Annotated in this window: 22 protein-coding genes; 7 read left to right on the forward strand and 15 right to left on the reverse strand. The window is 40.7% G+C overall.

The window, feature by feature from the left end:
• From AC6H44_RS07730 to trhO, 4 genes are all read right to left on the reverse strand, one after another.
• On the reverse strand, positions 1-1,896 hold the full coding sequence (locus AC6H44_RS07730; RefSeq protein ID WP_500738289.1) for a putative nucleotidyltransferase substrate binding domain-containing protein: 1,896 nt from the start codon (positions 1,894-1,896) through the stop codon (positions 1-3).
• Positions 1,897-1,982: 86 nt separating this feature from the next.
• Positions 1,983-5,063, reverse strand: coding sequence for an efflux RND transporter permease subunit (locus AC6H44_RS07735; RefSeq protein ID WP_500738290.1), 3,081 nt, complete (start codon positions 5,061-5,063; stop codon positions 1,983-1,985).
• Positions 5,060-6,082, reverse strand: coding sequence for an efflux RND transporter periplasmic adaptor subunit (locus tag AC6H44_RS07740; RefSeq protein WP_500738291.1), 1,023 nt, complete (start codon positions 6,080-6,082; stop codon positions 5,060-5,062). The genes AC6H44_RS07735 and AC6H44_RS07740 overlap by 4 nt, the downstream gene beginning before the upstream one ends.
• Before the next feature lie 176 nt (positions 6,083-6,258).
• Entirely contained in the window at positions 6,259-7,266 is a 1,008-nt protein-coding gene (trhO, locus tag AC6H44_RS07745) for an oxygen-dependent tRNA uridine(34) hydroxylase TrhO (RefSeq protein ID WP_500738292.1), read from the reverse strand.
• 200 nt (positions 7,267-7,466) lie between these two features.
• Here trhO and AC6H44_RS07750 point away from each other — a divergent pair, with 200 nt between their 5' ends.
• Entirely contained in the window at positions 7,467-8,789 is a 1,323-nt protein-coding gene (locus AC6H44_RS07750; protein WP_500738401.1) for a DEAD/DEAH box helicase, read from the forward strand.
• 2 nt (positions 8,790-8,791) lie between these two features.
• On the forward strand, positions 8,792-9,622 hold the full coding sequence (locus tag AC6H44_RS07755) for a CvfB family protein (RefSeq protein ID WP_500738293.1): 831 nt from the start codon (positions 8,792-8,794) through the stop codon (positions 9,620-9,622).
• A 56-nt stretch (positions 9,623-9,678) separates the two neighbouring features.
• Here the strand turns inward: AC6H44_RS07755 and AC6H44_RS07760 are convergent, their stop codons facing one another.
• The 10 genes from AC6H44_RS07760 to gyrA form a co-directional block, all read right to left on the reverse strand.
• Positions 9,679-10,053: a hypothetical protein gene (locus AC6H44_RS07760; protein ID WP_500738294.1), complete on the reverse strand. Its 375-nt coding sequence runs from the start codon at positions 10,051-10,053 to the stop codon at positions 9,679-9,681.
• A gap of 89 nt (positions 10,054-10,142) precedes the next feature.
• Positions 10,143-10,847 carry an orotidine-5'-phosphate decarboxylase gene (pyrF, locus tag AC6H44_RS07765; protein ID WP_500738295.1) on the reverse strand — a complete coding sequence of 235 codons (705 nt, stop codon included), beginning with the start codon at positions 10,845-10,847 and terminating at the stop codon, positions 10,143-10,145.
• A gap of 45 nt (positions 10,848-10,892) precedes the next feature.
• Positions 10,893-12,029: a lipopolysaccharide assembly protein LapB gene (lapB, locus tag AC6H44_RS07770; RefSeq protein ID WP_500738296.1), complete on the reverse strand. Its 1,137-nt coding sequence runs from the start codon at positions 12,027-12,029 to the stop codon at positions 10,893-10,895.
• Between the two features lie 2 nt (positions 12,030-12,031).
• Complete coding sequence (locus AC6H44_RS07775) at positions 12,032-12,313, reverse strand: lipopolysaccharide assembly protein LapA domain-containing protein (protein WP_500738297.1); 282 nt, start codon at positions 12,311-12,313, stop codon at positions 12,032-12,034.
• A gap of 21 nt (positions 12,314-12,334) precedes the next feature.
• Positions 12,335-12,622 carry an integration host factor subunit beta gene (gene ihfB, locus AC6H44_RS07780; protein WP_500738298.1) on the reverse strand — a complete coding sequence of 96 codons (288 nt, stop codon included), beginning with the start codon at positions 12,620-12,622 and terminating at the stop codon, positions 12,335-12,337.
• Between the two features lie 66 nt (positions 12,623-12,688).
• A complete protein-coding gene (gene rpsA, locus AC6H44_RS07785; protein WP_500738403.1) occupies positions 12,689-14,356 on the reverse strand; it encodes a 30S ribosomal protein S1 in 1,668 nt (555 codons plus the stop codon).
• Positions 14,357-14,451: 95 nt separating this feature from the next.
• Positions 14,452-15,162: a (d)CMP kinase gene (gene cmk, locus AC6H44_RS07790; RefSeq protein ID WP_500738299.1), complete on the reverse strand. Its 711-nt coding sequence runs from the start codon at positions 15,160-15,162 to the stop codon at positions 14,452-14,454.
• Positions 15,163-15,269: 107 nt separating this feature from the next.
• Positions 15,270-16,547, reverse strand: a complete 1,278-nt coding sequence (aroA, locus tag AC6H44_RS07795; RefSeq protein WP_500738300.1) for a 3-phosphoshikimate 1-carboxyvinyltransferase — start codon at positions 16,545-16,547, stop codon at positions 15,270-15,272.
• Entirely contained in the window at positions 16,547-17,629 is a 1,083-nt protein-coding gene (gene serC, locus AC6H44_RS07800) for a 3-phosphoserine/phosphohydroxythreonine transaminase (protein WP_500738301.1), read from the reverse strand. The genes aroA and serC overlap by 1 nt, the downstream gene beginning before the upstream one ends.
• Positions 17,630-17,721: 92 nt before the next feature.
• Entirely contained in the window at positions 17,722-20,421 is a 2,700-nt protein-coding gene (gyrA, locus tag AC6H44_RS07805) for a DNA topoisomerase (ATP-hydrolyzing) subunit A (RefSeq protein WP_500738302.1), read from the reverse strand.
• A 178-nt stretch (positions 20,422-20,599) separates the two neighbouring features.
• Here gyrA and ubiG point away from each other — a divergent pair, with 178 nt between their 5' ends.
• The 5 genes from ubiG (at position 20,600) to yfaE (ending at position 26,157) form a co-directional block, all read left to right on the forward strand.
• Positions 20,600-21,310: a bifunctional 2-polyprenyl-6-hydroxyphenol methylase/3-demethylubiquinol 3-O-methyltransferase UbiG gene (gene ubiG / locus AC6H44_RS07810; protein WP_500738303.1), complete on the forward strand. Its 711-nt coding sequence runs from the start codon at positions 20,600-20,602 to the stop codon at positions 21,308-21,310.
• Positions 21,310-21,990, forward strand: coding sequence for an HAD family hydrolase (locus AC6H44_RS07815; RefSeq protein WP_500738304.1), 681 nt, complete (start codon positions 21,310-21,312; stop codon positions 21,988-21,990). Before ubiG ends, AC6H44_RS07815 begins: the two co-directional genes overlap by 1 nt.
• A gap of 408 nt (positions 21,991-22,398) precedes the next feature.
• A complete protein-coding gene (gene nrdA, locus AC6H44_RS07820; RefSeq protein ID WP_500738305.1) occupies positions 22,399-24,681 on the forward strand; it encodes a class 1a ribonucleoside-diphosphate reductase subunit alpha in 2,283 nt (760 codons plus the stop codon).
• A gap of 73 nt (positions 24,682-24,754) precedes the next feature.
• On the forward strand, positions 24,755-25,885 hold the full coding sequence (gene nrdB / locus AC6H44_RS07825; RefSeq protein ID WP_500738306.1) for a class Ia ribonucleoside-diphosphate reductase subunit beta: 1,131 nt from the start codon (positions 24,755-24,757) through the stop codon (positions 25,883-25,885).
• Complete coding sequence (gene yfaE / locus AC6H44_RS07830; RefSeq protein ID WP_500738307.1) at positions 25,885-26,157, forward strand: class I ribonucleotide reductase maintenance protein YfaE; 273 nt, start codon at positions 25,885-25,887, stop codon at positions 26,155-26,157. The genes nrdB and yfaE overlap by 1 nt, the downstream gene beginning before the upstream one ends.
• 69 nt (positions 26,158-26,226) lie before the next feature.
• Here the strand turns inward: yfaE and AC6H44_RS07835 are convergent, their stop codons facing one another.
• Complete coding sequence (locus AC6H44_RS07835) at positions 26,227-26,652, reverse strand: tetratricopeptide repeat protein (RefSeq protein ID WP_500738308.1); 426 nt, start codon at positions 26,650-26,652, stop codon at positions 26,227-26,229.
• Between the last annotated feature and the right edge of the window lie 36 nt (positions 26,653-26,688).

A 26,688-nucleotide genomic window follows, 5' to 3' on the forward strand; every position in this document is an offset into this window, starting at 1 on the left:
TTATTTAACACCTGAGTGCGCAGAATAACTAAATTTTAAAAAGCTCTGCGCTTTTTCTAAAATAGCAAACGCATCTTTGAGATTACTTTGTTCAAATGGCGACAGTAAATGCGGATCTAAGTCGTTATCAGGGGCTTCGCCTTGCTCTATTTGCCACGCTTGGTGACGAATACGCATGGTAGCAATGTACTCAAAAGCATCCCGCAAATCTTGTGCTTTGCCTTTAGGCAGTAATTTTGCCTCTATTATGTCTTCTAGGCGTTCAAATGTGTTTTGTTTACGTGAACCAACGGCTAAGGCATGAACACGCACTACGTCAGATAAAGGCGCTGTTCCTCGACGCTTTAAGTTCATTGAACGCTTATGTTGGCCATTATGCTCAAGTACAAAACCATTAAAAAACCCTAATGGCGGTGTTCTGTTACGCGCATTGGCGGCCAGGTTGGCTAAAAATCGCTTATTTAATTTGCTCTCTTTTGCTACTAGCGTTTTCAGTTCGTCTGCCCATTTTAGCCTGCCCCACACGCCATCTAGGTCAAAAAATATTGAGCTATCTAATAACGCTTGCGGTTTAGGTTCCGCCATCCAACTGGCAAATTTTTCTTTCCACTGTTTGCGTGTCATACGCCATTTTTTAAACGATGCCATAATTTCACCATCGCAATAGGTATAACCACACTTTGCAAGGCCATCACAAACAAAATCGGATAGGTTTTGAAAATACTCGTCATGCAATGCATCATCAAAACTATTATCTAAAATGAGTGCGTTATCTTGATCGGTAACAATCAGTTGCTCGTCGCGTGCCATAGAGCCCAAAGCAATAAAACAATAAGGAATTGGCGGTTCACCAAATTTCTCTTCAGCTAATACCAGCAGGCGCTGTTTAAAGGTACGCCCTATTACTGCCATGGCTGTGCCTATCATGTGTGAATTTGCATCTTCGTTAACCATGCGCACAAATACGTTAGGGAGTTGGCGTGCATAATGAACTAAATCATCAACCGATTGCTGCGCTAAAATACCTCGTACCAGTAATAGGCTACTTTGCGATTCATAACGTAAAATATCGGACAAGGATATTACCCCAATTGGGCGCTTTTTGTGAACCACGGGAAGGTGATGTAAGTTATCTCTTAGCATGGCTAATACGGCTTCAAACACATAAGCGTTACTATCGAGTAATACTAAACTAGATGTCATGACTTCTGCCGCTGGCGTATCAAAGGCTAAGCCATGAGCGACTACCTTGGTGCGGATATCTCTGTCGGTTATAATACCTACTACTTGGCCGTCATCTTCTTCTGGATCATCACTGATTTGTTTTTCTATGTCAGTCACTAACACCGAAGACACGGATTCTTCGCTCATTAGAAACGCGACTTCTTGAATGGTTGTTTGTGTAGTAACCGTCACGACATCTCTGTGCAATAATGATTTTACTTTCGCTGTGGTTAAATCGTTACTATCAGCTTGCTCCACAATGGCTTGGTGTAAGCGTACGTTGCCATCAACTTCAAAAAAATCAGCAAAGGATTCATACTTATCACAATAATCGTTAAAAATTTCAACATTAATGCAATAGGCCAGCGTATCTTCAAGTGCACGGGCAGGAAAGCGAACTTTACGGTTCATTAATAAGCCCATTTGACCAAAAATGCCTCCTATTGCAAGTCGATTATATAATTCACCATTACGCCTTGATATTTCTACCGAACCGCTTCTAATTATGTATAAGTCGCTTATATCTTCCCCTGCATTTAAAATATCTGTTTGCGCACGAAAATAACTAACCTCAATCTGTATGGCTAATTGGTTCAATGCGTCTGTAGGAAGAGAATTAAAAGGGGGGTGTTCAACTAAAAATTGTGCTATTTCAACTTGCTCGGCCTGCATGGTTATTCCTAATTGCATCAATTAGATACAATTGTGAGCTTAAATGGCTATTTTTTCAAAGAAAAATAGCCATTTAAGCAATTTATTTACTCTAGCTGTGCTAACTCCTGTGCTAATTGCTTTGACTCATCACCTCGAGGGCTAGTAAAACGCGCTAATCCTAAATAAATCACCGGGGTTAAATACAAAGTAAACAATACTGCTAAGGCTAAACCACCAAAAACAACCCAACCAATCGCGTTTCTTGCTTCTGCACCTGCACCAGTAGAAATAATAAGGGGTAACGCCCCCAATAAAGTGGATATTAAAGTCATGGTAATAGGTCTTAAACGCACCAATGCTGCTTGCTCAACTGCTTCACGAACAGCTAAGCCCTGATCTCTTAATTGATCAGCAAATTCAACCAGTAATATCGCATTTTTAGCGATTAAACCAATTAACATCACTAGGCCTATTTGCGAATAAATATTTAGCGATGTGCCGGTTAGATACAGTGCTAAAATAGCGGATGTGATACCAAATGGTACAGTGATCATTACCACAATGGCGCTATTGACGTTTTCAAACTGTGCAGCCAGCACTAAAAACACGATTAAAAATGCCAATATGTAAGTCATGAATACCTCATTTGACGTTTCTTCAAATGTCAGTGCTTCCCCTTTGAACGCTAAAGTAATACCTGCTGGCAGTGTCTGTTCAGACACTTGCTTTATTTGCTCTACTAAGTCGGCAATGGTTAACCCTTGAGGTAATTCCATACTTAATTCAATGGCACGGCGTTGAGCATGGCGTTCAAGCTCAGCGGCTACCCCCTCCTCAGAAATAGTTGAAACACTGCTAAGTGGAACTAATTGACCTCCACGCGCACTAACGTATAAGTTTGCTAAATCGCTGGGATCGTTAATCGTCTGATTTTGTGCTTGCACTATAATCGGAATCGACTGATCGCCAATATTTAAATCAGCAATATCATCGCCATTAATTGCGGCTCTTAGGGTAATTGCAATATCACTTAACGACACACCCAGCTCTTCAGCACGACGTCTATCAATATTAACCCGCAATTGGGGCTGTGAAGGCTGATAAGACACTCGGACTGGTGCAACCTCCGGTACCGCCTTTTCCAAGGCTGCTGAAAACAGCTGCGCCGCTTTAAATATTTCAAGGTAATCTTGCCCCAATAAAGCGATTTCTATGCCGCCCCCTTGGCCGCGTAAATTTAGACTGTTCGCCCCTCCAGGATAAGCGGGTGCACCTGGAATATTACCTAACGGCTCACGAATTTTATCAATTATTTCTTGTTGGCTAAAATTTCGCTCATCCCAATGTTTTAATGGCACTGTAATAAATACAATATTTGGGTCCCATTGGCCAACGACGGTGTAAATAGATTCAATTTCACCACTTTCTACAAAAGGAAGTAATGTATCTTCCATTTTAATGGCTTGTCTATTCATAAAGTTTAAGCCAGCGCCATCGGGGCCACTGGCAAAAATTCTAATTTTACCGCGGTCTTCTGTTGGTAATAGCTCATTATTTAAGTTCATGTACAAGGCACCAGAGCCTGCGGCTACCAATAAACAAGCAACAAAAGTAAGCCAGGCGTGATCGAGTACTTTATGAATTGTCTTAGTGTAAAACCTAGCAAGTGCATGGCCAAACTTAGCGAATGGGTGAAAGCCCCCTGGTTTTAGTTTTAATTTTGAAGTTAATGCTGGAACCAAAGATAAAGCCACAAAACTTGATATGATCACAGCACCTGCAAGTACACCACCAAATTCCCTAAATAACCGCCCAGCCGTTGAGGGTAAAAACGCAATGGGTACAAACACAGCCGCTAATACTGCTGTAGTCGCTATAACCGCAAAAAACACTTCTCGAGTTCCAATTACTGCAGCAGCGCGCCTGCCAAGTCCTAATCCACGCTGACGCTGAATATTTTCACTGACCACAATGGCATCATCAACAATTAAACCTGTAGCAAGAACCAACGCTAATAAGGTCAAAATATTGATTGAAAACCCCAGTGCCCATATAAGCGCTAATGAACCAATTAATGCAACAGGAATTGCAAATGCAGGCACTAGGGTCGCTCGCCATGAGCCAATAAATACCCACAAAGTAATTACAACTAACAGTACCGTAAGCAGTAAAGAGTTAATAACTTCATCAACAGAGCTTCTAATAAACTGTGCATCGTCTGAAGTAAGCGTAAATTCCATTTCAGGAAAGCGCTCACGCATATTTTCTATGAGGGTTAGCACTTCATCGGAAATTTCTATGGTGTTGGATTGTGCCTGGCGAATAATTTCCATGCCAATAACAGGTTTGCCGTTAAGTCTTACCATAGAACGAGGATCAGCGGGTCCAAAATACACCGCGGCAATATCACTCACTCGGGTGTCACCACGAATAATAATATCACCTACTTGTTCAGGTGAAACTGAGGTGGCATCAGCACGAACAATAATTTGCTGATCATTAGATTTTAAGCTGCCTGCTGGTACATCAAATGGCGCTTGTTTAAGTACATTAGCCACATCAGGAATAGTTAAGTTAAAACTACTAAGCCTTAATGGGTCGATGCGTACTCTAAGTACCCGCTCTCTGTCACCGTTTAATCGCACATCGGCAACACCGGGAATGGTTAAAAACTGCGGGGCTAAATCAACATCAACCCGTTCAGTTAATGCCTCTAACGACAAGCTTTCACTTGATACTGTTAAAGACACCACCGCTTCGGCGTCGTTATCGGCTTTAATTATTGAAACGCGCTCAACCTCTTCTGGTAACTCTCTTTGCACCCGTGCAACTGACTCACGCGTTTCATTTGCCGCATCGTCAAGGTTAATCCCAGGCCTAAATTCAACCACAATTCGTGAACTGCCCTCTTCACTTTGTGCTTGAATAGATTTAACACCACTAACACGGGCTACAGCGCCCTCTAACTTACTGGTTACCTCGGTATCGACTGTTTCAGGTGAACCACCTGGAAAAGATGCAGAAACAGTAATTCGCGGTCTGTCTACATCCGGTAACTCACGAACCTCAATGCCCGCAATAGCTGCGATACCCGCTATAATGATCAGTAAATTAAGCACCACAATTAACACGGGCCGACGGATAGCCATTGATGGCAAGTCTTGCATCATAGGTTGCTGTTTCATGGCGACTCCTGCGAACTTGCTATTGGCGTAGAAAAGCTTAAATCTTGATTTGCCCGCAACCTTTGTACACCTTCAACCACCAGTGTGTCGTTTAAATTTAACGCCCCCGACACTAATAAACGCCCTGCCAAACGCTGCTCTATTTTCACATCAACACGGGTTGCTTTTTTATCAACACTCATCCACACATATGGGCCAGTTGCTCCCCATAGCAAAGCCGCCTCTGGTATAGCTACATAAGGCTGACCAAGTACTTCTACGTAAACTCGAAAGCTCATGCCTGGTAAGAATTGTTGCTTATCATTGTTTATTTTTGCTTTTACGCGCAAAGTGCGCGTTTGAGGATCTATTCGCGAATCTAAATAGGCCGTTTCTGCAGTTACTGGCGTTTGTGATTGCCAAGGAATAACTTTAATATTGCCTTTATTTCGAAGCATATCGATGGCGGATTCAGGTGCATTAAAATTAATGTATAGCTCACTGGTATCATCAATACTGGCTATTGTTGTTTGCGTTGTTATTCTGTCACCCACTTCGACGTCGGTCAGTCCCATAGTGCCATTAAAAGGCGCACGGACTTGTCTGTCTTCAAATTCATTTTCTGCTTGCGTTAAAGTAACTTTAGCAAGTTCAACTATTGTTTTTGCATCATCAACATCACTTTGTGCAACAGCGCCCTTTGCTTGGCTTTGTTTTAAACGTGTAAGTGTCCTTTGACTATCAGCAAGTTTAATTTTTGCCTCATCAAGGGCCGCTTTTTGCCGGCGTGAATCAAGTTCGAGTAAAATATCACCCGCTTGCACGCGATCGCCTGGCTTAAAATGCACTGCAACAACTTTATCACCAACTGCGGGATATAAGATAACTGAGCGAATAGCCTCCGCGTTACCAACAGCTTGAACTTGCTGTTGTGCTCTTTCCATGGTTATTTTTTCAACGACAACATTGGCGCTATTAACTGGCAAACTCATTGATAAAAATAAAGCGATAACGCCTATTAAAAGAATTTTCGATTTCAAAAAAATATCCTAATTAATTATTATTTCCATTAAGTACGTAGTTTAACAGCTCTGTGATCAATAAGTAGCTTAGTACGATAAGGTGGTAAAACTATAAGATGAAATTAGGTGAGATGAGATACAATAACAAAACCTCAGTGATCACTGAGGTTTTATTTATTATTGGCACTGGCTAATTATTTACTTCGTTGCGCGTCTTTTTGTGCTTTTTTAGCTTCTTTACGTTGTTTTAAAACAGTCTGAGCTTCGTTACCAATGTGTCCTTCACCGCGCGCTTGAGCAAGCTCTATTTGCTTTTGGCGCTCGGCAAAGCGAGCGCGTTGTTCATCAGTGACCTCATCAATACAGTGGTGACACGATACGCCTTCCATATATTCTGGTTTTTGCTTTTCTTGTTCTGTGATTGGCATACGACACGCATGACACTGATCGTATGAGCCTTTTTGTAAATCGTGATTGACCGCTACTCGATTATCAAATACAAAGCACTCACCCTCCCACATGGTTTCTTCTTTTGGTACTTCTTCTAAGTATTTTAAGATACCACCTTCTAAATGGTAAACCTCATCAAAGCCTTGCTCTTTCATGTAAGCTGTTGATTTTTCACAGCGAATACCACCTGTACAAAACATAGCTACTTTTTTATGCTTGGCCGGATCTAGGTTTTCTTTAGCCCATTGCGGGAATTCACGGAACGTTTTAGTGTTTGGATCAACTGCGTTTTGAAACGTACCAATTTCAATTTCGTAATCATTACGGGTATCCACAAGGATGACTTCTGGATCAGAGATTAATGCATTCCACTGTGAAGGTTTAACATAGCTGCCCACCACTTTTAATGGATCAACGCCTTCAACACCCATAGTCACAATTTCTTTTTTAAGTTTTACTTTGGTGCGATAAAACGGACATTCATCATCAAATGATTCTTTGGTAACAATATTGTCTAAATTTGGCTGGGTATCTAACCACGCAAGTAAATTATCTATGCCTTCACGTTTTGCAGAGACAGTACCATTAATCCCCTCTGCGGCAATTAACAAAGTACCACGTACCTCGTTTTTCTCCATGACATTGAGTAAAGGTTGGCGAAGTGCTTCAAAATCAGGTAAAGAAACAAATTTATACAGCGCGCACACAACAAAGTGTTCGCTGGTTGCATTATCTTTATGGACAGTAGTCATATGGTATTCCTATTTTGCTTTTAAAACCCGTAAGGGCGTTTACCGAATCGTAAATCCGGCGCATGTGGGGCGCTTATTTTACGCTTTTTTTGTTTAAATGCAAAAAAATGGCTGATAATGCGCTTTTTGCTGTTAGCGCAGTCGCTCAGTGGGCTATAATGGCGGATAAATTAAGACTTGCTCATATGGAGAAACAAACATTGCACTTTACTGATCTTGGGATTGATACTCGCCTAGAAACACAATTAGCGCACCAAGGGATCACCCAGCCTACCGATATTCAAGCTCACGCTGTGCCAACGGCACTTGCTGGACATGACATTTTTGCTCAGTCAAAAACGGGGTCAGGCAAAACTTTAGCGTTTTTATTACCCGCTGTACAACGTGTGATGAAACAAAAAGCCCTCAGTAAACGTGACCCTCGTGTACTTATTGTTGCTCCTACTCGTGAACTTGCAACCCAAGTGTTTACCCAACTACGCTTACTTATTGCCGGTACAAATATCAAGGCAGTAAAAATTCTCGGTGGTGAAAACTTTAATGACCAAATTAAAGCTTTGCGTAACGACCCCCACTTTTTGGTGGCGACACCAGGGCGTTTAGCGGATCATTTAAATCAACGGTCATTACAGTTAAGTGGTCTAGAACTGCTTATATTTGACGAAGCCGACCGTATTTTAGATTTAGGTTTTACTCAGCAGCTGAAGTTAATTAATGAACTGGCCGATCATCGTTTACGTCAAACCTTATTGTTTTCAGCAACACTTGATCATGCTCAAGTCGATGCGCTTTCACGTAATTTATTAAAAAAACCGAAAAAAATTATGCTAAGTGCTGCTAATGAGCAACACAGTGACATTAAACAAACATTGTATTTAGCTGATCACCTTGATCATAAAGAAGCACTGCTTGAACACTTTTTAAAGCAAGATAATGTTGGTCAGTGCATTATATTTACTGCAACGCGTGCTGATACGAGTCGTTTAAGTGAAGCATTAAATAGCAAGGGCTTTAAATCTGTCGCATTAGCAGGCGATTTAACCCAAACTAAGCGTCTTGATATTATGGATGCATTCAGCCGCGAAAATTTCAAAATATTAATTACCACTGATGTGGCATCGCGCGGTTTAGATTTACTCAGCGTAACCCATGTTATTAATTTTGATTTACCAAAACACGCAGAAGAATACGTTCACCGTATTGGTCGCACTGGTCGTGCTGGTTTTAAAGGTAATGCGCTATCACTGGTTGGTCCAAAAGATTGGGCAAGCTACCTAGCTATAAAATCATTTTTAAATGATGAGTTATCGTTTGCTTCTGTTGACGGTTTAAAAGCAAAATTTAAAGGCATCAAAGAGAAAAAAATGATGCCAGTTAAACCGATTAAAAAAGTAGTGGCTGATAAAAAACCACAGCAAAAACGCAAAGCGAAACCTAAAAAGCCATCAGTCCCCATTAAAGCACCCCTTAATATTGATGGTGACACCCCGATGCGTCGTAAAAAAAAGCCTGAGCAGGAATAATTATGAGTTACCTAGGAACGACCCAAACCCTATTTGTAAAAGAAGTCAGCAACGAAGGTGCCTATTTAGATGGCCATGACTTAGGTGAAGTTTTTTTACCTAAAAAAGAAATAAAACATGAGCTTGAAGCGGGTGACAGTGTCAGCGTATTTATCTTTTTAGATAACGCTAATCTCGCCACTGCCACAACGAAAAAGCCGTTAGCTCAAGTGGGTGAATACGCCCTACTTCGTGTTAAAGAAATAAACAGTATTGGTGCTTTTTTAGATTGGGGCTTAGAAAAAGACGTGCTTGCCCCATTTAACGAACAAAAACCAAGAATGCAGGAAGGGTATTCTTACCTCGTGCGTTTATATTTAGATAATGCCAGCGGCCGTATTTGTGCATCTACTAACTTTAATCGCTTCCTGAATAAAGCAGAGCCTGAGTATGCACCACTGCAAGAAGTGCAACTTATTGTGGCAGGAAAAACAGACATTGGTTACAAAGTTATTATTGAAGAAGCGCACTTTGGGGTGATCTTTTATAACATGGTATTTAAAAACCTGTTTGTTGGCCAGCGCTTAACTGGTTATGTTCAAAAAGTACGCGAAGACAGCAAGATTGACGTTATCCTAGAAAAACCAGGTATGGGAAAAGTGAGCGAACTGGGTGAAAAAATTATGACAAAACTAAAAGATGAAGGTGGCATATTAGCCATAGGTGATAAATCAGATCCTGAGCTGATTAAAAAAGTATTTTCTACCAGCAAAGCAAACTACAAAAAAGCCATTGGCGGCTTGTTTAAGCAAGGCTTAATTGATATTGAAGCTAAGGCTATTCGTTTAAAATAATTAAATATAAAAAGCCACTAGAATTTAAATTTTAGTGGCTTTTTAGTATCTGATATTTATAAGCTAATATTTTTATAAGGTAAAGCACAACGTGAATAGTGGTTTGAGTATTCAATCAATTCTTTTTTAGAGTTGATATTTAGCGGTGCTAACCTAAATACCTTGTCTGTACATTCTTTTTGCATTTCATCGTGAGCTGCAACGCAATCACTTGCACTGACATTTTTATCCTCTAAAGCGGCTTCATTTTTATAACATAAATGTTGGGCATAATTTTGAGCCATTTTTTTAAACTTAAATAAATCAACGGGATATTCAGATACTAAATCTGTAACATTTGAAACACCCTGATACATCTTGCTAGACAACACATATTTATTAACTGCAAAACCACTAAAAATGATAACAACTAAAAAAAAGATTATTCGCAAAGTTAGTTCTCCACTGTACACCCATGATTTAAATGTAGCACAAAGAAAATTAGTTATAGAAACTCTTTCACATTATGCTAATTTAAAATTTAAGCTATTGATTTATTCACATCAGCTAATACTTCAATAGGATTTTGTGCCTCAGTGATAGGACGACCTATTACTAAGTAGTCACTGCCAGCTTCTACGGCTTGTTTAGGTGTCATAATACGTTTTTGGTCGCCAACATCACTGCCCGCTGGGCGAATACCTGGGGTCACTAGTTTAAAATCGTTACCTAAAGCCGCTTTTAAACTTTGCGCTTCTTGCGCCGAACACACCACACCGTCAAGGCCTGATTCTTTTGCAAGTTTTGCTAAATGCATTACTTGTTCTTGAGCTGATTTGTTTATACCCAAACGCTTAAGCTCAATTTCATCCATACTGGTTAAAACGGTAACGGCAATTAATAATGGCGCTTTATCACCAAATTGCTCAAGCGCCTGTTTGGCTTTAATCATCATTTCAACACCGCCACTGGCGTGAACATTAACCATCCAAACGCCCATTTTGGCAGCCGCGATCACTGCTTTCGCCACCGTGTTTGGAATATCGTGAAATTTTAAATCTAAAAATACATCAAAGCCTAAATCGACCAGTTCTTTAACAAATGCAGGACCAAAATAAGTAAACATTTCTTTGCCCACTTTTAATCGACAGGTATCTGGTGATAACTGTTTAACAAATGCTAAAGCAGTTTGCTGATCATCATAATCAAGGGCGATAAGAATTTTTTTTGATTGTTCGAAAGACATAACTATCCTACTAGTGAGCGAAAAGTATAATTTAATGCTAAGAGATTAAAATCCGTCTAAGCCTCTGCTAGGCACAATGGTTTCCCAGTGTTTACACGAAGGGCAATTCCAGTAAATGGTATAACTTGTAAAGCCGCAATGCTGACATTGAAAATCGGGTTTAGTGGCAATGTATGAGGTAACTAATTTATCTATTTGATTAAGCACATCTTTAGTATCTTTATTTTCAGCGCTCATTAACTGAAGTAAAAAGCTAAAACCACGTATAGTGGGTTGACGTTTTAAATTATCAGTTAAAAACTCAAATGCCTGTTTAGTGTGTCCTTGTTCAAGTAAAGCTTGGCAATGTTGTATTTTTATCATCACCCCCCCCTTTTCGAGTAACTCAGTAATGAGTTCATGAAATTGGTGAGTTAATTTAAGTTGCTTGTAACTGTGCGCTAACTTATCAATAAATAGGGGGGCAAAAAAGGTAAATTGGCAGATCAACTCCCGCCAATAATAAATTGCTTTTACGTAATCTTCTTTAGTATAAGCCCTCAGCCCTAGCTCGTATAAGGGCCTGATTGTTTTAACGTTTAAACCAATGGCTTTGCGCATAAGTTGTGAGTCATTGCTAGCGATGGCATATTCACAGTAAAAATTAGCGATGGCTTTAAAATGTTGTTCTTTTGAAAAAAGCTCACTGTGAGCTGCAAACATATTAATGCCTTTTTGCCATTCACGGGTTTGTGAATACAAAGAAATAATTGGATCGAGTGCCTCAACATGGTTATTCTTAACCAGCCAGATTAAATGCTCCTCTGCGCTATCGAGTAAACCAGCCATTATATAGTCTTCGGCTAATTCCAGACGACTATTAGCAGCTTGTTTTTCGTTAAGGCTTGGGTGTTTTAATAGTAATTCGTGGATTTTTATCGCGCGGTCTAATTCACCACGGCGGCGGAACATACTCGCCAATGTAGAGTAATGTTCAACAGAATCAGCGGCAACTTCAAGCAAATTTATTAAATGCTCGAGCCCTTGATCTTCCTCTCTGTCTAGTAAAAATTTTAATCCTTTACTGTATTCAGAGGTAATTTGTCGATTAAATTGATGAGCTTGATTTTTAGCACTGTTTTTCCCCATTATCCAACCATAGCCGGCAGCAACAGGAAGCAGTAAAAATAACAGCTCAATCATAATTAGGTGTCTTTATTGACAATGCGCTTTTTATTGTCTTTATCAGGCGTTAATTGCTTTTTTAAACGGTAATTTTGCCACTTTAATTGTGTGAACAATTTAAAACTTACAAAACAGCCCACGACAACACCCAGTAAAAAGCAGATACTTATTATAACGGCTAAAGGTAACGTATTACTGGCTATTATGTAGTTAATTTGTGTTAGTTGTGGGTTTTGAGAACCCAGTACAAATGCACCAATAAAAAAAAGTGCCGCCAGAATAATTTTAAATACCTTAAACAAGTAACCACTCCAATTAGTTTACTAAGCAATGCTCTCGTTTACACGATCACGTAATTCTTTGCCTGGTTTAAAATGAGGTACATGCTTACCATCTAACTCAACAGTTTCGCCCGTTTTAGGGTTACGCCCTGTGCGAGGTGCTCGGTAATGCAAAGAGAAACTTCCAAAACCTCGGATCTCAATACGATCTGAAGAAGATAATGAGCCGGCCATTTGTTCAAGAATTTCTTTAACAGCATTCTCAACATCTTTCATAGGGATATGTGCGTGTTGTTCAGCAAGTATTTCTATCAGTTCTGACTTAGTCATAGCGTTTCCTTAGAAGAAATAATGGAAGGGCATAAACTGCCCCTCCAATTAAAAGACTAGAGTTAATTAGTCTTTTTGTGCATTTGCGAAAGCAGCTGCCATTGCGTTTTCAAACACTGGCTCTTCTTTCTTAAGCTTCTCTAGTACTTCTTTCTCTTCTGCTTCGAAAAGAGCTTTAACAGATAAGCTTAAAGTGCGGTTCTTACGATCAACACCAACGTATTTAACTTCAATTTCGTCGCCTACAGAAACAACAGTGGTTGCATCTTCAACGCGCTCTTGAGCGATATCAGCTACACGGATGTAACCTTCAACGCCTTCGATAAGTTCAACCGTTGCGCCTTTCGCATCAACTTCAGTCACTTTACCTTTAACAATAGCACCTTTTTTGTTTGCATCAAGGTAGTTATTGAATGGGTCAGCTTCGATTTGCTTAACACCTAGAGAGATACGTTCACGCTCTGGGTCAACTTGCAATACGATAGCAGTGATTTCGTCGCCTTTCTTGAATTCACGTACAGCTTCTTCGCCAGGTGTGTTCCAAGAAATATCTGAAAGGTGTACAAGACCATCAATACCACCGTCAAGACCGATAAAGATACCAAAATCAGTGATTGATTTGATCTTACCAGTAACTTGGTCGCCTTTGTTTTGTAGACGAGCAAATTCCTGCCAAGGATTAGCAATACATTGCTTAAGACCAAGAGAAATACGACGACGTTCTTCGTCAATTTCAAGCACCATAACTTCAACAGTGTCACCTAGTGAAACAACTTTTGAAGGATGGATGTTCTTGTTAGTCCAATCCATTTCAGAAACGTGTACTAAACCTTCAACGCCTTCTTCGATTTCTACGAAGCAACCGTAATCAGTAAGATTTGTTACACGACCAGAAAGTTTAGAACCTTCTGGGTAACGACCAGCGATAGCTGCCCATGGATCTTCGCCAAGCTGTTTAAGGCCTAAAGATACACGCGTTTTATCTTTGTCGAATTTAAGAACTTTAACTGCGATTTCGTCGCCAACATTAACGATTTCTGAAGGGTGCTTAACACGCTTCCACGCCATATCAGTAATGTGTAGTAGACCATCAACACCACCAAGGTCAACGAATGCACCGTAGTCAGTAAGGTTCTTAACGATACCTTTAACTTCTTGACCTTCAACAAGGTTAGCAAGCAGCTCTTCACGTTCATGTGAGTTCTCTGATTCGATAACTGCACGACGTGAAACAACAACGTTGTTACGTTTTTGATCAAGCTTGATAACTTTAAATTCAAGCTCTTTGCCTTCAAGGTGAGTTGTGTCACGTACTGGACGAACATCAACAAGTGAACCAGGTAGGAAAGCACGGATTGAATCAACTTCAACTGTGAAACCGCCTTTAACTTTACCGTTGATGATACCAGTAACAGTTTCTTGCTCTTCACATGCTTTCTCAAGACGGATCCATGCTTCGTGACGCTTCGCTTTCTCACGAGAAAGGATAGTTTCACCAAAACCGTCTTCCATTGCATCAAGTGCAACATCTACTACGTCGCCAACAGCAACTTCTAGTTCACCAGCAGCATTTTTGAACTGCTCTGCAGGGATAGCACTTTCTGATTTAAGACCCGCATCTACAAGTACAATGTTGTTCTCGATTGAGATGACTGTACCTTTAACGATAGAGCCTTGCTCTGCTTCAAAACCCTTTAAGCTTTCTTCAAATAACTGCGCAAAATTTTCTGACATACGAATATACGTCTCATATATTAATACCAATAAGCAACCATGCTGCATGGGGTTGTTAAAATAGCACTGACATCCTGTTGGTGCATAAAATGTGTTTAGCTTCGTTTAGGAAGCTTACCTTCAAAGAGGCTGGCATCTAATAAAGTTATAACTTTATCAAACACTTGCTGCGCGTTGAGTTCGCTAGTATCAATCTCAATCGCATCCTTTGCAGGCACAAGCGGCGCAACGGCACGATTCATATCGCGATCATCACGTGCTTTAATGTCTTGTAATAGACCACTTAGTGTAACATCAAGCCCGCGCTCATTCAACTCAACAAAGCGCCTGCGAGCACGTTCTTCTGCGCTAGCGGTTAGAAATATTTTTAATGGCGCATCAGGAAATACCACAGTCCCCATGTCACGACCATCGGCAATTAAGCCATTTTCAGTTCTAAACGCACGCTGACGACGAAGCAGTGCTTCACGAACACGCGGCAATGCGGCCACTTTAGACGCTGCAGCACCCACTTCTTCATTACGAATAGTGGTCGATACGTCTTCACCTTCTAAAATTATCTTTGCTGCATTAGTGCCGCTGTCTATCAGAAACTGTACATCTAAGTTGGCAGCTAATGGAACCAGTGCTTCTTCGTTGTCTAACGCAATTTGGTGATGAAGTGCTGCCAGTGATAATACGCGGTAAATTGCCCCGCTGTCTAACACATCCCAGCCTAATTTTTCAGCCAATAAGCGACAAATAGTTCCTTTACCAGAACCACTTGGGCCATCTACGGTGATTACGGGCATTAATAACGCCGGCATTTAAAACCTCCTTCAATGCACACCAAAATAAACCGCCATATTATAAGCCAACTAATAAAAATTATCTGCTTTTAGTAGATAACTTTTTATAAAAAATTAAAAAATCATCACTGACTAACGGATGCTAACACTTTGAAAAATTTTGGGAATGTCTTGTAGGTACAGGCCGGATCGTTAATCGTTATCGGTTTGCCCCCTACTGCAACAAGCGCAAAGCACATGGCAATACGGTGATCGTCGTAGGTATCTACAGTCACATTATTAAATTGTTTTGGTGGTGTAATTTCAATAAAGTCGTGCCCTTCAACGACTTCAGCGCCTACTTTTTTAAGCTCAGTTGCCATTGCATGTAAACGGTCAGTCTCTTTTACGCGCCAGTTATAAATGTTGCGAATAGCGGTTGGCCCCTTTGCGAACAAGGCAACGGTAGCCAATGTCATTGCAGCATCAGGTATTGCGTTAGCATCGATATCTATGCCATTAAGCTCGCCTTTACGAACAACTAAACGCTCATCATACCAATCTATTTTGGCACCCACTTGCTCCATTACTTTAGCAAAACCAATATCGCCTTGAACTGATTTTGCCCCTACTCCTTTGATTTCTATTTCACCGCCAGCAATCGCGGCTGCGGCAATAAAATAAGAAGCGGATGAGGCATCGCCTTCAACCATTATGCGCTTAACTGCCTGGTATTGCTGAGCGCCTTTTACAACAAAGGTATTGTAATTATCATGCTCAACACTCACACCAAAGCGCGCCATAGCATCAAGCGTAATATCAATGTACGGCTTTGACACTAAAGTGCCTTTGATTTTTATTTTGGTATCGCCTTTAAATAACGGTGCGGCCATGAGCAGTGCCGTTAAAAATTGACTTGAAATACTGCCGTCAATTTCTACCTCACCACCTTTTATTTGCCCACCAATGATTTTAAGCGGTGGGTAATCTTTATTTTTTAAATAACTCACATTACCACCGAGCGCTTGTAAGGCATCTACTAAGTGGCCAATTGGGCGCTCTTCCATACGCGGCTCACCAATTAACTCGTACTCACCAACAATGGCTGCTAATACGGCCGTTAATGGCCGATACGCTGTACCTGCGTTACCTAAAAACAATGGCTCACTCGGGGTATTAAATACCCCACCTACGCCCTCTACAGTCGCGATGGTGCGCTCATCATTAAGTGTAACATTTACGCCTAGCTGCGCTAATGCGCCCAACATATGGCGAATATCGTCGCTGTCGAGCAAGTTTTCAACAATTGTGGTGCCGTTAGATAATGCTGCTAATAATAAAATGCGATTTGACAGACTTTTCGAACCTGGCAACGTCACACTGCCATTAACTTGTGAAATAGGGGCTAAAAAAAGTTGCTCCATTAACCGTTCTCCTTGGCAAAGCGAGCCATAAAGTCAACTAAGGCCTGAACACCTTCAAGTGGCATCGCATTATAAATACTGGCGCGCATTCCGCCCACAATACGGTGACCTTCAAGTGCTAATAACCCCGCGGCTTTTGACTCTTTAACAAACTTATCATTTAAGCTTTCATCAACCAGCCAAAAAGGCACGTTCATGCGTGAACGACAATGCTGAGCCACTTTATTAGTATAAAAATCTGAATTATCTATAAAGTCATAAAGCAGCTGCGCTTTAGCAATGTTCTGTGCTTGCATGGCTTTTACCCCGCCAGTTTGTTCAAGCCATGCAAATACTTCAGCGGCTAAGTACCAAGCAAAAGTAGGGGGAGTATTAAACATGCTACCTTGTTTTGCTTCAAGGGCGTAATCTAAAATACCCGGCTTGGCAAGTCCTTCAAGCTCCAAAAGCGTTTTACGCACAATAATAATCGCTATGCCCGATGGGCCGATATTTTTTTGTGCGCCAGCATAAATTAAATCAAATTGATTAACGTCAATTTCGCGCGATAAAATAGTTGATGACATATCGGCCACAATCGGCGCTGTGGGATGACTTGGTACATCAAAAATTTCTAACCCGTCTACGGTTTCATTCGGGCAATAGTGAATGTAAGATGCATCAAAAGGTAGCACCCAATCGGCTACTTGCTTAACAGAGAACTGCCCGTTATCATCGTTACGCACGTCAATAGCGTGAGTTTGCGTAAACTTATCGGCTTCGCTGGTTGCACTTTTTGACCAAACGCCATTTTCACAATACACCGCTTTTTTGCCATCAACATGAAGGTTTAAAGGGACAGCACTGAACTGACCTCGACCCCCACCGTGCATAAACAACACCTCAAACTCGTCACTAATATTCATTAAGCGTCGTAAGCTGGCTTCACATTTTGCGGTTAAGGCTAAAAACTCTTTGCTGCGGTGGCTTATTTCCATGACTGAAACGCCCATACCTTGCCAGTCTAAAAATTCTTGCTGGGCTTTTTGCATAACGGCCGGTGGTAACATGGCGGGACCTGCACAAAAATTATATATACTCATTACCTTTTCCTCATTCCAGTAATTTAACTTAAACAAAACTTTGTTTTTTATCATATAAAAAAAGCGGCCAAGGCCGCTTTTTTCAATATCAATTATTCTGAAGGAGGATTATCATCCGCCACTTCTTCAATAACCGACTCTACTGTTTCAACGTCTTCGATATCAATCAAGTCACTTTCAGTCACTTCAATTTCTTCTATACGTTGTAAACCAACTACTTGCTCTTCGTCAATAGTTCTGATCAAAATAACACCTTGGGTGTTACGTCCAACAGTAGAAACTTCATTAACGCGAGTACGTACTAAGGTTCCACGATTCGAAATGATCATTATCTCGTCGTTATCATCAACCTGAACAGCGCCAACAACAGCACCATTACGTTCACTCACCTTAATCGATACAACCCCTTGTGTAGCACGACTCTTCGATGGGTAATCTTCAAGTTGAGTACGCTTACCATATCCATTCTCTGTCACCGTTAATATTGCACCATCATTCTTTGGCACAATAAGCGATACAACACGTTGATTGTCTGGCATCTTAATACCACGAACACCCGTTGCAGTTCGGCCCATAGGACGTACACCTTTGAAACGGATCTCAGGTTTGCCAGCTTCATCTAGTACTGGGTTACCATTTTCATCAACAACGGTGGTTTCTTCAGCTTCTTTAAAGCGAACAACTTTACCCGCATCAGTGAACAACATAATTTCGTTGCTACCATCGGTAATATCAACACCGATTAAGCTATCACCTTCGTTTAAGTTAACTGCAATAATACCGCTAGCACGTTGGCGGCTGTATGCTGTTAGTGGCGTTTTCTTAACCGTACCAAAGGCCGTTGCCATAAAGATATATTTATCATCTTCATAATCGCGTACTGGCAAGATTGCAGTAATACGCTCATCGGCTTCAAGTGGTAATAGGTTAACAATTGGCTTACCACGCGCTGCACGACTGGCAAGTGGCAACTGGTATACTTTAAGCCAATATAAACGACCCGCTGTAGAGAAACATAAAATGGTATCGTGGGTATTAGCAACAAGCAGACGTTCAATGAAGTCTTCATCTTTCATCTTGGTTGCTGATTTACCTTTACCACCGCGTCGCTGCGCTTCGTAATCAGTTAATGCTTGGTACTTAACATAGCCTTCGTGTGACAGCGTAACAACGACGTTTTCTTCGTTAATTAAATCTTCAAGGCTAATATCGTGTGCTGCAGCATTTATTTCCGTGCGACGCTCATCACCATATTGCTCTTTAATTTCAACCAGTTCATCACGAATAACTTCCATTAAGCGATATGGATTTGCCAAAATAAATAATAACTCGGCAATCAAATCAAGTAACGTTTGATATTCAGTAAGAATTTTTTCGTGCTCAAGACCGGTTAGTTTATGTAAACGTAAATCTAATATTGCTTGGGCTTGTTGCTCGGAAATATAGTATTGACCATCACGAATACCCAGATCGCTTGCTAACCAATCTGGGCGTGCAACGTTATCTTCGCCTGCTTTATCAAGCATGGCTTTAACATTACCTAATTCCCACGGACGTGCTGTTAGTGCAATTTTTGCCTCAGCAGGCGTTGGCGACTTACGAATAAGTTCGATAATTGGGTCAATGTTTGCCAGTGCAATCGCTAAGCCTTCTAACGTGTGTGCACGGTCGCGAGCTTTGCGTAAATCAAACACGGTACGACGAGTAACAACTTCACGACGGTGAATAATAAACTCTTCAAGCATTTCTTTTAAGTTGAAACACTTAGGTTGGTTATTAATTAATGCAACCATATTCATACCAAACACAGTTTGTAACTGAGTTTGTGCATAAAGATTGTTTAAAATAACTTCACCGACATCACCGCGTTTGATCTCGATAACGATACGCATACCGTCTTTATCTGATTCATCACGTAATGCGCTGATCCCTTCAATTTTTTTATCTTTAACTAGCTCAGCGATTTTTTCAATCAGCCGCGCTTTGTTAACTTGGTAAGGGATTTCATGAACAATAATGGTTTCGCGGCCGGTTTTTTCATCGGTTTCAACATCAGCACGTGCACGCATGTACACTTTACCACGCCCGGTTTGATAGGCCTGTTCAATGCCTTTTTTACCGTTAATAATGGCCGCAGTTGGAAAGTCTGGACCAGGAATGTAATCCATTAACTCTGTTATGGTTAATTCAGGGTTTTGAATCAGCGCCAAACAGCCATTCACAACTTCTGTTAGGTTATGTGGCGGAATATTTGTTGCCATACCAACGGCAATACCTGACGACCCATTCACTAATAAATTGGGTATTTTAGTCGGTAACACATCAGGAATTTGCTCTGTGCCGTCATAGTTAGGCACAAAATCAACCGTTTCTTTTTCAAGATCGGCTAGTAATTCATGCGACATTTTTGCCATACGGACTTCTGTATAACGCATTGCCGCTGCTGAATCACCATCAACCGAACCAAAGTTACCCTGACCATCTACCAGCATATAACGCAGTGAGAATGGCTGAGCCATACGTACGATAGTGTCATAAACTGCACTGTCGCCGTGTGGGTGGTATTTACCGATTACGTCACCGACCACACGGGCCGATTTTTTGTAAGGCTTGTTCCAGTCATTACTAAGCTCGTTCATTGCAAACAAAACGCGGCGGTGAACAGGTTTTAAGCCGTCACGTACGTCTGGTAATGCACGTCCTACAATTACGCTCATGGCGTAATCTAGGTAGGAGTTTTTTAACTCGTCTTCAATATTGACTGGCAGAATTTCATTGGCGAGATCAGTCATTTGATATCACATTCCTTCAGTATCAGCTCTCAACAACCCAGTATTAGGTAGTAAGAGTGTTTGTTATTATTTCTAAGCAGCTATGCTATCACAATTAATTTTAATTTACAGGCGCAAAACTTTGCGATTTATCAATTTAGGCCTATATAATGGCCTCAGATTGACGAGGAAGTATTTTATGACCGAACATCAAAATGTAGATAACGCAGAAATAGCAAAGTTTGAAGCCATCGCAGAGCACTGGTGGGATTTAGAAGGTGAATTTAAGCCGCTTCACGAAATTAATCCATTACGATTAGATTTCATCGCAGACAAAACCAAAGGATTATTTGACAAAGAAACCCTCGATGTAGGCTGTGGTGGCGGTATTTTGAGCCATAGTATGGCGCGAATGGGCGCAAAAGTAACCGGTATCGATATGGGCCAAGAGCCTTTAACCGTTGCCAAGTTACATAGTTTAGAAACCGATGTACCGGTTGAATATATAAAAGTACCCGCAGAGCAATTTGCCGATGAGCACCCAGAACGCTTTGACGTGATCACCTGTATGGAGATGCTAGAACATGTCCCCGACCCTGCTTCTATTATTCATGCGGTGGCTAAATTGGCAAAACCTGGGGCCGAGGTATTTTTCTCTACCCTCAATAAAACCCCAAAAGCTTATTTATACGCCATTGTAGGCGCTGAAAAACTGTTAAAAATGGTGCCAGAAGGTACTCATGATCATAAGAAGTTTATTAAACCAGCGCAATTGATTGCATGGGCAGAACAAGCAGGCTTAAAAGTACGTGCCAGTGCGGGGTTAAGTTACAACCCGCTTTCAAAACAATATACGCTTAATGATGATGTAAGCGTAAATTATATGCTGCATTTTGAGAAGTTAGCGTAGTGGCACGCTCTCAAACACCCACTGCTGCGGTTGAATATCAAGCATTGCTGTTTGACTTAGACGGCACTTTACTTGATACCGCTGATGATTTGGGCGCAGCACTCAATACGGTGCTGCGCAATCATAAACAGCCAGAAGTAAGCAGTGATATATATCGCCCAGCGGCCTCAAATGGAGCTGCAGCATTATTGGCTGCCGGTTTTAAAGAATACTGGGAAAAACAGCCTCAACAGCAGCTATTAAACGAGCTAGTTACTCAATATGCAGCTAATATAGCCACGCATACTCGGTGTTTTTTGGGCGTTGAGCAATTACTTATTACGCTTGACAATAAAGAAATCCCTTGGGGCATTATGACTAATAAGCCCAGTTTTCTAACCGAGCCATTAATTAAAGCCATTCCTGTATTAAAAAATGCCCGTATTGTGGTCAGTGGTGATACCTTAGCAGAGTCAAAGCCCTCCCCTTTACCTTTATTGTATTGTGCTGAGCAGATGAATGTAGACCCTTCACGTTGCTTGTACATAGGTGATGCACAGCGTGATATTCAAGCTGGTAAAGCAGCTAATATGCACACTGCAACTGCATTGTGGGGATATATCCCTAGTAATGACGAAGCATTGGCTTGGAATGCGGATTTTAATTGGCATAGTCCTATAGATGCATTTAACCATATATAGTGCCATGTTAATTAATAAACACTACATATTGTGATTGTGTTAGTTTTTACGCAAAGCTTGATGATAAAAAAAGCAGACAAAATTTATTTTTAAAAAGCGTAAATTTAATCTTTCCTCAGTTGATTTTTACAAATTTCAACTTAACCGAATGATCAAAGGTTAATGCCTACTAACACAATTGCCTTATCCCAACGTTATCCACAATGAGGGCGATTTCTATCCCTTGCAAAAGTTACCAGACCACACTATCTTGTGATCTCTAATTTAAACAACACCAGATATTGTGGCTAAATGTTATTCAATCAAATTCATCCAACGGGTGAAATAACAATAAAAAAATAGGTGCTCGGCTTTTAAGTGCACGCATTGGTCAAAAATATTTAATTCCCAAGGAATACAGGCAAAGCTATGAACCAACTGTTATCTGTAAGCAAACGTGACGGCCGTAAAGAGCCACTTGATCTTGATAAGATCCATCGCGTTATTGAATGGGCCGCCGAAGGTTTAAATAACGTTTCGGTTTCACAAGTTGAACTTAAATCACATATTCAATTTTATGACGGTATTCGTACCAAAGACATTCACGAAACGATTATCAAGGCCGCTGCCGATCAGATATCTAAAGAATCACCCGATTATCAGTATCTAGCCGCTAGATTAGCTGTATTCCATCTACGTAAAAAAGCGTATGGTCAGTTTGAGCCGCCACGTTTGTTTGATCATGTTACAAAAATGGTAGAACAAAAACGCTATGATGCCCACTTATTGGCTGATTACACGGAACAAGAACTTGATGAACTAGATGCTTATCTTGATCATGGCCGCGACCTTAACTTTAGCTACGCAGCCGTTAAGCAACTTGAAGGTAAATACTTGGTTCAAAACCGTGTTACTGGTGAAATTTACGAAAGTGCCCAATTTTTATATATTTTAGTCGCAGCGAGCTTATTCTCTGATTATCCTCGCGAAACCCGAATTGACTATATCAAACGCTTTTACGATGCCGTTTCATTATTTAAAATTTCTTTACCTACGCCAATTATGTCAGGTGTTCGTACGCCTACCCGTCAGTTTAGCTCGTGTGTACTTATAGAGTGTGGCGACAGCTTAGATTCAATTAATGCGACGTCATCAGCTATTGTTAAGTACGTTTCTCAGCGTGCTGGTATTGGTATTAATGCTGGTCGCATTCGTGCATTAGGAAGTCCTATTCGTAATGGCGAGGCTTATCACACTGGCTGTATTCCGTTTTATAAGCACTTTCAAACAGCGGTAAAAAGCTGTTCGCAAGGCGGCGTACGCGGTGGCGCAGCTACTTTGTTCTACCCGCTTTGGCACTTAGAAGTAGAAAACCTACTGGTACTTAAAAACAACCGTGGTGTTGATGATAACCGCGTACGTCATTTAGATTACGGTGTGCAGTTCAATAAGTTAATGTATTCACGCTTAATTAAAGACGATTACATTACATTATTCAGTCCATCAGATGTCCCTGGCCTTTATGATGCATTTTTTGAAGACCAAGATGAATTTGACGCGCTGTACACACAGTATGAACAAGATGAGTCAATCCGTAAAAAACGTATCAAGGCGATTGAGCTATTTTCTATGTTTGCTCAAGAGCGTGCGAGTACGGGGCGTATTTACTTACAAAATGTTGACCACTGTAATACGCACAGCCCGTTTATTTCTAAAGTTGCGCCTATTCGCCAATCTAACTTATGTTTAGAAATTGCGTTACCGACTAAACCACTTAGTAATGTGAATGACGAAGAAGGTGAAATTGCCTTATGTACGTTATCAGCATTTAACTTAGGTGCCATTGAGTCTTTGGATGAATTAGAAGAGTTAGCTGAGCTTGCCGTTCGCGCACTAGATAACTTACTTGATTTTCAAGACTACCCTGTCCCTGCGGCTAAAAATGCCACCATGGGACGTCGTACTCTAGGTATAGGCGTTATTAACTATGCTTACTACTTAGCTAAAAACGGCAAACGTTACTCAGATGGCAGTGCCAATGCACTGACTCATAAAACATTTGAAGCGATTCAGTATTACTTGATGAAAGCGTCAAACGAGCTGGCTAAAGAGCGTGGTGCATGTCCTAAATTTAACGAAACCACGTATTCACAAGGGATCATGCCTACCGATACCTACAAACGTGATCTAGATAAAGTGTGTGATGAACCCCTTCACCTTGATTGGGATACATTACGTGCCAACATTAAAGAGTACGGTATGCGTAACTCAACACTGAGCGCATTAATGCCATCAGAGACGTCATCGCAAATATCAAATGCGACCAATGGTATTGAACCACCGCGTGGCCACATTAGTGTTAAAGCAAGTAAAGACGGTATTTTAAAGCAAGTAGTTCCTGAGTATGAACGCCTTAAAGATAGTTATGAGTTACTGTGGGATATTCCATCAAACGATGGTTACTTACAATTAGTGGGTATAATGCAGAAATTTATCGATCAAACGATTTCAGCGAATACTAATTATGATCCAAATAAATACGAAGGCGGTAGAGTACCTATGAAAGTCTTATTAAAAGACTTACTCAGTGCCTACAAGCTAGGTATTAAAACGCTGTACTACCACAACACCCGCGATGGCGCATCAGATGTACAAGAAGACGCACCTGAAGTGGAAGATGATGATTGTGCAGGCGGCGCGTGTAAAATTTAATAATTAAACTTAGAACGGGCACTGTGCCCGTTTTATCCTGATAGTTTTAGTGATAGTTTTTTGAGTGATAAACATGTCTTATACTACTTTTAGCAGAAATCATAATAATCAAATGAAAGAGCCAATGTTTTTTGGTCAAACCGTTAACGTATCGCGTTACGATCAACAAAAATACCCTATTTTTGAAAAGCTGATTGAAAAACAGTTGTCGTTCTTTTGGCGCCCTGAAGAAGTTGACGTAAGTAAAGACCGTTTAGACTTTCAAGCACTTCCCGATCACGAAAAGCACATATTTTTAAGTAATTTAAAATATCAAACGTTACTTGATAGTGTTCAGGGCCGCTCACCTAACGTTGCATTACTGCCTATCGTGTCTATTCCTGAGCTAGAAACCTGGATAGAAACATGGGCATTTAGTGAAACTATTCACAGCCGCTCATACACTCACATTATACGTAACGTAACCCAAGCCCCTGAACTCATTTTTGATGACATTGTTAGTAATGACAAAATTAGTGAACGTGCCGATGCGGTAACCACGTATTACGATGATTTAATTAATTCTGTGTCACTTTACAACCTGTACGGTGAAGGCAAACATGAAATTAACGGTCAAACCGTTGTGGTAAACTTATTTGAGCTGAAAAAGAAATTGTATCTGGCAATGATGTCGGTGAATATTTTAGAGGCTATTCGCTTTTATGTCAGCTTTGCATGTTCGTTTGCGTTTGCCGAGCGTGAACTGATGGAAGGTAATGCTAAAATTATCAAGCTTATTGCCCGTGATGAAGCACTTCACTTATCAGGTACACAGCATATTTTGAATATTATGCAAGATGGCAAAGACGATCCAGAAATGGCTATTGTTGCAGCTCAGTGCCGTGAAGAGGCGATTAAAATGTTTGTTGAAGCCGCTGAGCAAGAAAAAGAATGGGCAGAGTATCTATTTAAGGATGGGTCAATGATTGGCCTAAATAAACATATTTTATGTCAATATGTTGAATATATTACTAATGCACGCATGACAGCAATTGGCCTACCTGCACAATTTGAAAATAACAGTAACCCTATTCCATGGATTAACTCATGGTTAGTCTCTGATAACGTGCAAGTTGCGCCACAAGAGGCAGAGATAAGCTCATACCTTGTAGGTCAAATTGATTCGCAAGTTGATGCTGATGAATTTGGTGACTTTGATTTATAATGACTGACAGAGCCACTGCAAGTGTCACGCTTGCAGATAACAGCCAACGGTTAGACTTTACCGCTGGCTGCCCTTCTCTTTTACATTGCCTAGAATCAAATAACATTGACGCTGCTTACCAATGTCGCGAAGGATATTGTGGTGCATGTCGTGCAACGCTTATCTCTGGCCAAGTGAATTACAATGAAGAACCACTGGCATTTGTGCGTGATGGTGAAATACTATTGTGTTGCTGCAAGCCCAATGGTGATATTAGTATAAATTTAAAGTGAACAGCAAGCTTATGGCGCAGCAATAAAATACACAGATATTCTGTATTACCGCGCTTTTGGTTTTACTCGTTATCCCTCTTCTTCAACCAGTGATTCTAATAACTCATGGATTTCAGACTTTAACTCTTTATCTTCAATTTTATTAGCACTGATTTTGGCATCTTGCAGGTTTTTAATTGCCGCTTCTTTATCACCTAGCTCAAGCTGTAAAGTAGCCATAGAAAATGCAACTGATGACATATGATCTTTGTTGTTAATTTCAATCGACTTCTGCAGTGCTTTTTCATAGGTCTCAATCGCTTCTTCTAACTCTTCGGTAAAATCAGCCAGTGTTTCCCACTGTACAGGGTGATCTTTAGTTGTATTTTCGTTTTCAATACAAATGGCTTTAAGCTCTGCATATAAAGATTCAAACTGTGTCGTGTCATTTTTATTAGCCGCTGCCATCAGCTTTTCCGCTAAATCATGTACCGCTTTGTATAGTTTAGTATTCATAATTACTTGTTACCTTATTAACACGCCCTTTTTAAT

The organism is Pseudoalteromonas sp. TAP-3C, from assembly GCF_059888565.1.